This window comes from Streptomyces phaeochromogenes, from assembly GCF_001418655.1.
Lineage (GTDB): Bacteria > Actinomycetota > Actinomycetes > Streptomycetales > Streptomycetaceae > Streptomyces > Streptomyces phaeochromogenes.
Genome location: NZ_LIQZ01000090.1, coordinates 1 through 11148, shown reverse-complemented (window position 1 = coordinate 11148; position 11148 = coordinate 1). Strand labels below are relative to the sequence as shown.

General features: G+C 68.7%; 9 protein-coding genes and 1 tRNA gene. 5 read left to right on the top strand and 5 right to left on the bottom strand.

The features are described 5' to 3' along the window. Window positions 1–179: 179 nt before the first annotated feature. A complete protein-coding gene (locus AOK17_RS13480; protein ID WP_055612666.1) occupies window positions 180–1469 on the top strand; it encodes an SAM-dependent methyltransferase in 1290 nt (429 codons plus the stop codon). A gap of 67 nt (window positions 1470–1536) precedes the next feature. Here AOK17_RS13480 and AOK17_RS13475 read toward each other — a convergent pair whose 3' ends face one another. Continuing rightward, the gene (locus AOK17_RS13475) at window positions 1537–4062 is read right to left on the bottom strand and encodes an ABC transporter permease (protein ID WP_055612665.1); all 2526 of its coding nucleotides are present in this window, start codon (window positions 4060–4062) and stop codon (window positions 1537–1539) included. A gap of 66 nt (window positions 4063–4128) precedes the next feature. Continuing rightward, window positions 4129–4899 (bottom strand): ABC transporter ATP-binding protein, encoded by a 771-nt coding sequence (locus AOK17_RS13470; protein WP_055612664.1) that lies wholly within the window; start codon window positions 4897–4899, stop codon window positions 4129–4131. A gap of 392 nt (window positions 4900–5291) precedes the next feature. Between AOK17_RS13470 and AOK17_RS13465 the strand changes: the two genes are divergently transcribed. From AOK17_RS13465 to AOK17_RS13455, 3 genes are all read left to right on the top strand, one after another. Continuing rightward, window positions 5292–5374: transfer RNA gene (locus AOK17_RS13465), tRNA-Leu, on the top strand. Between the two features lie 195 nt (window positions 5375–5569). Then, window positions 5570–6745 (top strand): 4-hydroxybenzoate 3-monooxygenase, encoded by a 1176-nt coding sequence (locus AOK17_RS13460; protein ID WP_055612663.1) that lies wholly within the window; start codon window positions 5570–5572, stop codon window positions 6743–6745. Between the two features lie 185 nt (window positions 6746–6930). Then, window positions 6931–7827: a Bax inhibitor-1/YccA family protein gene (locus AOK17_RS13455; protein ID WP_055612662.1), complete on the top strand. Its 897-nt coding sequence runs from the start codon at window positions 6931–6933 to the stop codon at window positions 7825–7827. 93 nt (window positions 7828–7920) lie between these two features. Here the strand turns inward: AOK17_RS13455 and AOK17_RS13450 are convergent, their stop codons facing one another. Then, a complete protein-coding gene (locus AOK17_RS13450; protein ID WP_055612668.1) occupies window positions 7921–8151 on the bottom strand; it encodes a DUF4287 domain-containing protein in 231 nt (76 codons plus the stop codon). A gap of 102 nt (window positions 8152–8253) precedes the next feature. On the opposite strand from AOK17_RS13450, the gene AOK17_RS13445 reads away from it, so the two are divergent. After that, window positions 8254–8565, top strand: coding sequence for a hypothetical protein (locus AOK17_RS13445; RefSeq protein WP_206190752.1), 312 nt, complete (start codon window positions 8254–8256; stop codon window positions 8563–8565). Between the two features lie 88 nt (window positions 8566–8653). Here the strand turns inward: AOK17_RS13445 and AOK17_RS13440 are convergent, their stop codons facing one another. Both AOK17_RS13440 and AOK17_RS13435 read right to left on the bottom strand, forming a co-directional pair. Beyond that, window positions 8654–9445: a hypothetical protein gene (locus tag AOK17_RS13440; protein WP_055612661.1), complete on the bottom strand. Its 792-nt coding sequence runs from the start codon at window positions 9443–9445 to the stop codon at window positions 8654–8656. A gap of 314 nt (window positions 9446–9759) precedes the next feature. Then, a complete protein-coding gene (locus tag AOK17_RS13435) occupies window positions 9760–10980 on the bottom strand; it encodes an acetyl-CoA C-acetyltransferase (RefSeq protein WP_055612660.1) in 1221 nt (406 codons plus the stop codon). Window positions 10981–11148: the final 168 nt, after the last annotated feature.

The window sequence follows — 11148 nt, the reverse complement described above, 5'->3', positions numbered from 1 at the left end:
GGGTAGGGGCGGCGGGGGCGGCAACGCTCGGGGGTTCGGCGGCCGTCGGCCTCGTGGTTTGCGTGTTGCCTGCATGTATTTTGCTCAGATGTAACGCTTTGGCGGGACTGCGCATCGGGCCCGTTGGTGTTTACGTGGTGTTGGAGTCTGTGGGATCCCACGTCACGGAGGTGTGCGTCATGCAGGACGCGGCGCTGCGGCTGAAGGCGCTGATGGAGCAGTTGCTGGGAGCCCCGCTCCCGGTGCGCATTCGCGCCTGGGACGGCTCGGAGGCGGGCCCGCCCGAGAGCCCCGTACTCGTCGTACGGAACCGCCGGGCCCTGCGCCGACTGCTCTGGAAGCCTGGCGAACTGGGCATGGCCCGTGCCTGGGTGGCCGGGGACCTGACCGTGGACGGCGATCTGTACGCCGTCCTGGACGTCATGGCCGAGCTCGTGTGGGAGCGCGGCGAGGACGCCCGGACCCTGCGCGAGGCCCTGCGGGACCCCGAGGTACGGGCCGCCGTATGGGGGCTCGTACGGATGGCCGGGCCGCCCCTGCCCCCCGCCCCGCCCCGCGAGGAGGTGCGCAGGCGCTCCCACCTGCACACCAAGCGCAGCGACAGACGGGCGATCAGCCACCACTACGACGTGGGGAACGACTTCTACGAGATCGTCCTCGGGCCGTCCATGGTCTACTCGTGCGCCTACTGGGACTCCCCGGACGGCACACTCGAGGACGCCCAGCGCGACAAACTCGGGCTCGTCGCCCGCAAGCTCGGTCTGAAGCCGGGCATGCGGCTGCTCGACGTCGGCTGCGGGTGGGGTTCGATGGCCATACACGCCGCCCGCGAGTACGGCGTGAGCGTCGTCGGCGTCACCCTCTCCCAGGAACAGGCCGCGTACGCCCGTAAGCGCGTCGCGGAGGAGGGACTCACCGACCGGATCGAGATCCGCGTCCAGGACTACCGCGACGTCACCGACGGTCCGTACGACGCGATCTCCTCGATCGGCATGGCCGAACACGTCGGCAGCGACCGCTATCTGGAGTACGCGCGGGATCTGTTCGCCCTCCTGAAACCGGGCGGACGGCTCCTCAACCACCAGATCGGGCGTCGGCCGTGGGGCAACGAATCGGCGTACGAGATCGACGAGTTCATCGACGCGTACGTCTTCCCGGACGGCGAGCTCGCGCCGATCGGCGGGACCGTGAGCGGGCTGGAGGCGGCCGGGTTCGAGGTCCGCGACGTCGAGTCGCTCCGCGAGCACTACGCGCTCACGCTGCGCCGCTGGGTCGCCAACCTGGAGGCGGACTGGCCGAACGCGGTCCGGCTCACCAGCCCCGGCCGGGCCCGGGTCTGGCGGCTCTACATGGCCGCCTCGGCGCTCGCCTTCGAGCGCAACCGCATCGGCGTGAACCAGGTGCTGGCGGTGAAGACCCCGGACACCGGCACCTCGGGGATGCCGCTGCGCGCCCGCTCCTGGCGGTAGGACGTACGTGAGTGGGGCCCCGGACGACGCTCGTCCGGGGCCCCACTTCTGTGCGCACCTCCAGTGACTACTCGCTCTTGATCGCCATCAGCGGGTTCAGCTTCGCCGCGCTGCGCGCCGGCCACATCGCCGCGAGGACGCCGACCAGGCCCGCGATGCAGAGGAAGACGGCGATCCGGCCGAACGGGATCTCCATGGTGTACGTCTTCACCGTGCCGGAGATGCTGTCGCCCGCCACCCAGCCCATGAAGAGGCCGAGACCGATGCCGAGCACCGCACCGAACAGGGAGATGATGATCGCCTCCAGGCGCACCATCTGCTTGACCTTCGCGCGGTCGAGACCGATGGCCCGCATCATGCCGATCTCGTGCTTCCGCTCGAAGACCGACATGGCCAGGGTGTTGATGACACCGAGGACGGCGATCAGGATGGCCATCGCCAGGAGGCCGTAGAGCATGTTCAGCAACAGGTTGATCGCGCCGGCGATCTCGTTGTTGATCGCGTTCTTGTCCTGGATCTTGATGGCGGGGTTGTCGCCCAGGGCCTTGACGATGGCGTCCTCGGCCCGGTCGGAGACACCGTCCTTCATCTTCACCATGACCTGCTGATCGGTGACCTTCGACAGGTGCGGGTCGACCACGGCGAGCGGCGCGAACAGACCGTTGAGCATCTCGTTCTGCTCGTAGACGCCGGCGACCTTCAGCTCGGCCGTCTTGCCGTCGTCGAACTTCACCGGGACGGTGTCACCCGTCTTCAGGCCCTCGTCGTCCGCGGTCTCCTTGTCGACCAGGGTGGAGGCGCCGGTCAGGTTCGCGAGGGAGCCGCTGGTGAAGTCGAGGCTCACCAGCTTGCCGAAGGCCTTCTCGTCGACGCCGGAGACCTCGGTGTACGAGTCGCCGAGCTCGCCGTAGGCCGGGCGCAACGGGCTGCTCGCCTCGACGTCGGGGAGCTTGTCCAGCTTCTCGCGGATCTCGGGGGCCAGCGGCTGGTAGTTCGCCATGGAGACGGTGTAGTCGGCCTTCAGGGAGTCCGCGGCCATCTTGTTGATGGCGCTGCCCATGGAGGTCGCGACCACCGTCATCGCCGTGATGAGGGTCAGGCCGATCATCAGGGCCGAGGCGGTGGAGGCCGTGCGGCGCGGGTTGCGCACCGCGTTGAGCCGGGACAGCTTGCCCGTGACGCCGAACGGCTTCAGGAGCGGGGCCGACGCGGCGATGAACGGGCGCGACAGGAGCGGCGTGAGGACGATGACACCGACGAGGATCACTCCGGCGCCGCCGGCCTTCACGTAGTTGTCGTCCATGAACAGCATGACCGTGCCGAGGGCGACGATGATCGAGCCGATGGTGTTGCGGACGACGAGACCGCGCGTGGTCGGCGTCGCGTGGACGCTGTTCATCGCAGCGACCGGCGGGATCTTCGCGGCGCGGCGGCCCGGCAGCCAGGCGGCCAGCATGGTCACGACCACGCCGATGACCAGCGCGACGACGATCGTGGTCGGGGCGATGACGAGCGGCCCGTCGGGCAGGGACGCGCCCGCGGAGTTCATCAGGGACTCCAGGCCCATGGCCACGCCGATGCCGAGCGTGAAGCCGGTCACCGCGGCCGCCAGGCCCACGAGGAACGCCTCGATGAGCACGGAGCGCGTCACCTGGCGGCGCGAGGCGCCGATGGCGCGCATCAGGGCCAGCTCCTTGGTGCGCTGGGCGACCAGCATGGTGAAGGTGTTGGCGATGATGAAGATGCCGACGAACAGGGCGATGCCCGCGAAGATGAGCAGGACCTGGCTCATCGCACTGGTCTGCTCCTCGATCATCGCCTCCTGGTCGTCGGAGAGCTGGGCACCGGAGAGGGCGACCGTCTCCTTCGGCAGGATCTTCTCGACCGAGCTCTTCAGCGCCGTCTCGGAGGTGCCCGCGGCGGCCTTCACGTCGATCTCGTCGTACTGGCTCTTGCCCAGGACCTTCATGGCGGTGTCGTTGTCGAACACCACCAGGCTGCCGCCCGCGAGGACGCTGCCGTCCTCCGTGTCGAAGACGCCGCTGATCCTCGCCTGCCTCACCGGTCCGTCGGTGGAGTAGCGGACCGTGTCACCGACCTTGTAGCCGGTGCGTCCGGCGGTCCTGGAGTCGAGCGCGATCTCACCGGCGGACTTGGGTGCCGCGCCCTCGGTGAAGTCGTAGCGGGGGTCCTTGCCGTCCTTGCCGGGGTAGTAGTTGGCACCGGAGGTGCCCCAGTCGCCGCCGACCAGCTTGCCGTCCTTGTCGGCGAGCGCGGTGAAGTCCATGACGCCGCCGATCGCCGAGTCGGCGCCGGGCAGGTTCTGGGTCTTCTTCAGGAGGGCGTCGGTCAGCCGCGGCGGCTTCTTGGCCTCGCCGTCGTCACCGGACTCGTTGTAGGAACCGCCTTCGGGCTGTATGGCGACCGAGACGTGGTCGAAGCTCTTCGCCGACTTGTTCTTGTAGGCGTTGCCGAAGGTGTCGGTGAAGACCAGGGTGCCGGAGACGAAGGCGACGCCGAGCATGACGGCGAGCACGGTCATCAACAGCCTGGCCTTGTGCGCGAGGACGTTGCGCAGGGCGGTACGGAACATGGGTTTCTGTCCTGGTGGAGGAGGAGGCGGGACGAGACGCGGCGGGGCGCGAGGGCGCGTTGTCGGCTAGCTCGTACGGCCCTTGGCGTCGAAGGCCTTCATCCGGTCGAGGACGCCGTCGGCGGTCGGCGAGAGCATCTCGTCGACGATCCGCCCGTCGGCCAGGAAGATCACGCGGTCCGCGTACGCCGCGGCCACCGGGTCGTGGGTGACCATGACGACGGTCTGCCCCATCTCCCGTACTGAGTTGCGGAGGAAGCCCAGCACCTCGGCACCCGATCGCGAGTCCAGGTTTCCGGTGGGCTCGTCGCCGAAGATGATGTCCGGGCGGGACGCCAGCGCGCGGGCCACGGCGACGCGCTGCTGCTGGCCGCCGGAGAGCTCGGTGGGACGGTGGGAGAGCCGGTCGGCCAGGCCCACCATGCCGATCACCCTGTTCAGCCACTCCTTGTCCGGCTTGCGGCCCGCGATGTCCATCGGAAGAGTGATGTTCTCCAGGGCCGTGAGAGTCGGGAGGAGGTTGAACGCCTGGAAGATGAAGCCGATCTTGTCCCGGCGCAGCTTGGTCAGCTGCTTGTCCTTCAGGGAGCCGAGTTCGGTGTCGCCGATGCGGACCGAGCCGGAGGAGAAGCTGTCCAGGCCGGCCACGCAGTGCATCAGCGTGGACTTGCCGGAGCCGGAAGGACCCATGATCGCGGTGAACTCGGCCTGCCGGAAGTCGACGGAGACCCGGTCCAGGGCGACCACCTGGGTCTCCCCGTGTCCGTAGACCTTGGACAGTTCCGAGGCGCGGGCGGCCACCGTGGTGGCACGGTCGGCGAGGGGCATGGTGGTCACGGGAGGGTGCTCCTGTCGGGACGACGACGAGTGAGGACGACCGTTCCATCGTCTGCCTCGATCGGCGCTGTGTAGTCACCCGCTGTTCTGGTTCCGAAGACAGCCTTGGGTCGCACCCGGCGTGCCCGTGTCATACCTGGGGATGACGGCCGCCCCTGAGAGGGAATCGGCGACGGTTCGTCAGGTTCCGCTCGTTCGGGCGGTGAAATCACGTCATTCCCCATACGCCGTCAAGCTTCGGCCGAACGGCATTTGGCATGTGCTGATGGCGCGTACCGTGGGCTGATGCACCCTCAGACGTCAATAAAATAAGACAACATCGGGCTGCCCTTCCGCTGTTCGGGGGATCTGTCCCGATAGGCTCGGAACACTCGACGCGGAGCCCATGGCCTGCCCGGATGGTGGAATGCAGACACGGCGAGCTTAAACCTCGCTGCCCCTCGCGGGCGTACCGGTTCAAGTCCGGTTCCGGGCACCTCCGACACTTCCGCCTTTTCCGGCGTATCCCAATGAAGGGTGCATCCTTCATTGAAGACTTCACCTCACAACCGTTGACAGCGGGTGCCGCCCGTCGGAGACTCAGCGTAGTGATTTGGTGAATAATATTTCACTGGGCGAACGGAGATGGGTGTCGCCCACTTGAGTAGTCGGAGCGCGAAGGGGCGAGTCGATGCGTACCACCGTCGGGATCATCGGGGCCGGGCCGGCCGGGCTGCTGCTGGCGCGGCTGCTGCACAACGCGGGGATCGACTCCGTCGTGCTGGAGAGCCGGGACCGGGCCTATGTGGAGCACCGGCAGCGGGCCGGGATCCTGGAGCAGGGGACCGTGGACGTGCTGCGGGCCGCGGGTGCCGGTGAGCGCATGGACCGTGAGGGGCTGCGGCACGACGGCATCGAGCTGCGGTTCGACCGGCGGCGGCACCGGGTCGACTTTCCCGCCCTGACCGGCGGGCGGTCCGTGATGGTCTACGCCCAGACCGAGGTGTGCAAGGACCTCATCGCGCTTCAGCTCAAGGAGGGCGGGCCGCTCCTCTTCGAGGCGGAGGCCCTCGCCGTGGAGGGGGCGGGCGGCGATGCTCCGCGGGTGCGGTTTCGGCATGAGGGGCGCGAGGACGTGCTGGAGTGCTCGTACGTGGTCGGGTGCGACGGGTCCTGGGGGGTTGCCCGCAAGGCGATCCCCGCTGAGCTCACCCGGGTCTTCGAACGGACCTACCCGTTCGGGTGGCTCGGGATCCTCGCCGATGTGCCGCCCTCGCACGACGAGCTCGTCTACGCCCGGCACGACCGCGGCTTCGCGTTGCTGTCCATGCGGTCGCCCGTCGTCTCGCGGCTCTACCTCCAGGTGCCCGAGGGCACGGACGCCGAGGCGTGGGCCGACGAGGAGATCTGGGACGAGCTGGAGCGGCGGTTCGAGACCGGGGACGGGTGGCGGCTGGAGCGGGGGCCCATCACCCAGAAGTCCGTCACACCCATGCGCAGCCATGTGCACGAGCCGATGCGGTACGGACGGCTCTTCCTGGCCGGTGACGCCGCTCACATCGTGCCGCCGACCGGTGCCAAGGGGCTGAACCTCGCGGTCGGTGACGTCGTCACCTTCGCGCGGGCCCTGACGTACGAGCAGGAGACCGGGTCGGCGGAGTTGCTCGACGCGTACTCCGAGACCTGTCTGCGGCGGGTGTGGCAGGCCGAGCGGTTCTCGTACGAGATGACGACGCTGCTGCACCGGCCGGCCGACGCGACGCCCTTCGAGGACCGGATCCAGCTCGCCCGGCTGGCCCGGATCGCCGGTGCGCGGGCCGCCGAGCAGGACCTCGCCGAGGGATACACGGGCTTCCCGCTGGAGTGAGACACCCCGGAAGAGGGAACCGGAACAGTGCGTACCGGCGTTGTAACGGTGCGGGGAATGCCGGGTCCCGGCCTGGTGTTCCCGGTCACAAGAGGGGAAAGATCCTCCCCAGGCACTAGAGGCTTTCTTTTGCCTACCCATTACTCTTGAGCCAAGGCCACGCAGGGTGGCCATGGAGGAGTGAAATGAGGAGCAGCAACCCGGTCTTCTCGCGACGGGGGTTCAGCCGCGACAACGGCTACGCGGGCTTCAACACCGCGCCGCAGGCCGGGGGCCCCGCTGTCGGAACGCAGGGGAACCCGTACGCGGGCACCCCGCACGCCCCGCAGGGCGGCAACCCGTACGCGCAGAATCCTTACGCCCCGCAGGACCTCCAGCACGGCGCGCCGCCGCAGGCCCCGCCCGCCGCCGGCCGTATGACGATGGACGACGTCGTCACGCGTACGGCCATGACGCTCGGCACGGTCACCGTCGGTGCCGTGCTCGCGTGGGCACTGCTGCCGGTCACGTCGAGCAGCTTCGGCCTGGCCATCGGCTCCGCGCTCATCGCGATGGTCTTCGCGCTGGTCCAGGCCTTCAAGCGCAAGGCCTCGCCCCCGCTGATCCTGGCGTACGCCGCGTTCGAGGGCGTTTTCCTCGGCGTGATCAGCGAGATGTTCAACAGCCGGTGGAGCGGCGCGCCCTTCCAGGCCGTGCTCGGCACCATGGCGGTGTCCGGCGCCACACTGCTGATCTACAAGGCAGGCTGGATCCGCGTCACCGCCCGGTACGCGCGCATCGGCATGGCCATCGCCATCGCCTTCGTGCTCGTCATGGCGGTCAACCTGCTGCTGGTCGTCTTCGGTGTCGCCGATGACGGCGGGCTGCGGAGCATGGGCCCGCTGGGCGCGATCGTCGGCATTCTCGCGATCGTCCTCGGTGCGTTCTTCCTGACGCTCGACTTCAAGCAGATCGAGGACGGCATCGCCTACGGCGTTCCGCGCGACGAGTCCTGGCTGGCCGCCTTCGGCCTCACCATGAGTCTCGTGTGGATCTACCTGGAGATGCTGCGTCTGGTCGCGATCTTCAGCGGCAACGACTAGCGGGCAGAGCAGAACCCGCAGTCGGAAGGGCCCGCGAACCTCGGTTCGCGGGCCCTTCCATTATTTTCGGGTGCTGGAGCGGAGCGAAACGGCTCAGAGCAGTTTGCGCGCGGCCCTCCTCAGGTCGTACTCGTGAATGATCGCCTTGGCGTGGCCGTATGCGAGGTTGTGTTCGGCGCGGAGCCAGCTGACCTTCTCCTCGAAGCGGAAGAGGGCAGGGCCATCGTCGACGGTGCGCAGCCAGTCGGAGATCTCACGACCGGTGCAGTGGGGGATGCGGGCGAGCAGATTGCGATGGGTCTCCTCGGAGAAGACTTGGGACATCGGCGCCTCCGGACGCATGGGATGTAAGCCGGTCCTTCAAGTCACCGTGCCTGAGCGTTGGCCTGTTGGCAACAGTCCAGATGGGGCGCGTAGGGTCGGCGCGTGCTTGATACGACGCCTTTGACGCGGGCCGTGGAACATTTCGCCGACCGGTTGCGGGCCGCTCCGCAGAGTCGGTTGCAACGGGGGGCTGCCGCTGAAGCGCTGGGGCTGGCCAGGGAGTTGGCACTGCGTGCCCAGCGGTTGGAGGATCCCTCGCGGGAGCCTCTGGAGATGCCTGACGCGGGGATGTTCGCCGCGGCGGACCAGATCACTCTGGCCGGGAATGACTTGGCTGTTGTGCTGACCTCTGAGGACGACGTCGCGGATGCGGTGCGCGTTGTTGAGGAGGCGCAGAAGAGGGCGGGGGTTTGAGGGCCGTTGGCGACTGCCGGCCGGATGTGTGGCCGGTTGCGCAGTTCCCCGCGCCCCTGACGGGGCGCTCCCCATGCCGGGGCGTGCTCTACAGCGAGGCTATGACCCGGTCCGCCAGGACGTAGACGTTCTCGTCCGCGCATTCGAAGGTCAGGGCGTAGGCGCCTGATACTCCGGAGCCGCCCAGAAGGACCGGGGGGTGGCCGGTGCGCAGGGAGTCCGCGAGGCGTTCGGCGGTCTCGCGGTGGCCCGGGGTCATGCAGAGGGTGGTGCCGTCGGCGAAGACGTAGACGTCGAGCGTGCCGAGGGGGCCGGGGCGGATGTCGGTGAGTTCCGTGCGGGACTCGGCCAACTCCTCCAGGCAGGACACCGTGCGTTCGTGGTCGTTCACGACCGGTGACTGGACCGGTACGAAGTCCGGGTGCGAGGGGTGACGGCGGCGGGCCGCGGCCAGTTCGGGGGAGTCCCCGGCGAACTCGTCGGCGTCGGCGGCGGGCTCGGTCACCGGCTCCAGGTGTTCGAGGCCCGCGAAGTCCGACTGCCGCGGCAGGAACAGATCGCTGTCCGGCAGGCCGAGCAGGGTCGGCGAGTCCGAGGCGTCACGCGCCTCCTGGGCGGCCCAGAACGCCCGGGCCTCGGCAAGCTCCCGCTCCCGCTCCTCGGCGAGCGCCTCGGCCACGGCGGCGCGTATCTCGTCCGTGTCCGTGGTCGAGCGCGCGGCCGGCACGAGACCGCGGACGGCCGTGGTGCGGCTCTCGGCGAGCTGGGTGTGCAGGGCCGCCACCTGTCGGCGCAGCGCCAGCAGGGTGCGCAGAACGGCGACGCCCACGGCCGTGGTGGTGGCTGTGGCGAGCAGCAGAGCAAGAGACGTGGTGCTCACTGACGTACTCCCGGTTCAAAGTCGACCCCCGACTTCCTACATCAGCTTGAAGGGCGGACTAACCAGCTGTCAGTGCGTAACGTCACGAAAGGGACAGGACTTTAGGCCTGATGTTTGGTTGCGTAACGGCTCTGACCTGCGTAAATCCCTCTCCAGAGGGAGATAGGTCACATCCTGGGGGAGATTGGATCACAAATCGGCCCGTAGCCCCGGTGGTTGCGGGGTTCCGGGCCGATTCGGTCACGCTGAGTTCAACTGCGGTCACAGCGGCGGTGCTTCGGTCCGGGCGCCGGCGGCTGTGGTGGATCCGGTTACTAGCTCAGGCGCTCGATGACCATCGCCATGCCCTGGCCGCCGCCGACGCACATCGTCTCCAGGCCGAACTGCTTGTCGTGGAACTGGAGGGAGTTGATGAGCGTGCCGGTGATGCGGGCGCCGGTCATGCCGAAGGGGTGGCCGACCGCGATCGCGCCGCCGTTCACGTTCAGCTTCTCCAGCGGGATGTTCAGGTCGCGGTAGGAGGGGATCACCTGGGCGGCGAACGCCTCGTTGATCTCGAACAGGTCGATGTCGTCGACGGTCAGGCCGGCGCGGCCCAGGGCCTGCTTCGACGCCTCGACCGGGCCGAGGCCCATGATCTCGGGGGAGAGGCCGGTGACGCCGGTCGAGACGACCCGGGCGAGGGGGGTGAGGCCGAGCTCGCGGGCCTTGGTGTCGCTCATGATGACGACCGCGGCGGCGCCGTCGTTCAGCGGGCAGCAGTTGCCCGCCGTGACGAGTCCGTCCGGGCGGAAGACCGGCTTGAGGCCCTGGACGCCTTCGAGGGTGACGCCGGCGCGGGGGCCGTCGTCCTTCGAGACGACCGTGCCGTCCGGGGTCGTGACCGGGGTGATCTCCCGCTCCCAGAAGCCGTTCTTGATGGCTTCCTCGGCGAGGTTCTGCGAGCGGACGCCGAACTCGTCCATGTCCTGGCGGGTGACGCCCTTGATGCGGGCGAGGTTCTCCGCGGTCTGGCCCATCGCGATGTACGGGTCGGGGACGATGCCGTCCTCGCGCGGGTCGTGCCAGCTCGCGCCCTCGCTGGCGGCGACCTCGGCGGTGCGGGCCTCCGCGTCCGCGAAGAGGGGGTTGTGCGTGTCCGGGAGGCTGTCGGAGTTGCCCTTCACGAACCGGGAGACCATCTCCACGCCCGCCGAGATGAACACGTCGCCCTCGCCCGCCTTGATGGCGTGCAGGGCCATGCGGGTCGTCTGGAGCGACGAGGAACAGTAACGGGTGATGGTGGTGCCCGGGAGGTGGTCCATGCCCATCTGCACGGCGACGATGCGGCCGAGGTTGCTGCCCTGCTCGCCGCCGGGGAGGCCGCAGCCGAGCATCAGGTCCTCGATGTCCCTGGGGTCGAGCTCCGGGACCTTGGCCAGGGCCGCCTGGATGATCGTGGCGGTGATGTCGTCGGGGCGCAGGTCCTTGAGGGAGCCCTTGAAGGCGCGGCCGATGGGGGAGCGGGCGGTCGAGACGATCACGGCTTCGGGCATCTACGGCTCCATTGGCGTATGGCGTAACGGGGGTGTAGGCGGACCTGCCTTGGAAGTTACCCGTACGTATGGGCGAGGTCACGGGTGTGGGTGTGTGACTCGGGCCGCATTTGTCTAAGCGCTTGCTTTCCTCGCCCCCGCCGCCCCTACCCGTCCCGTCCCTGGGGG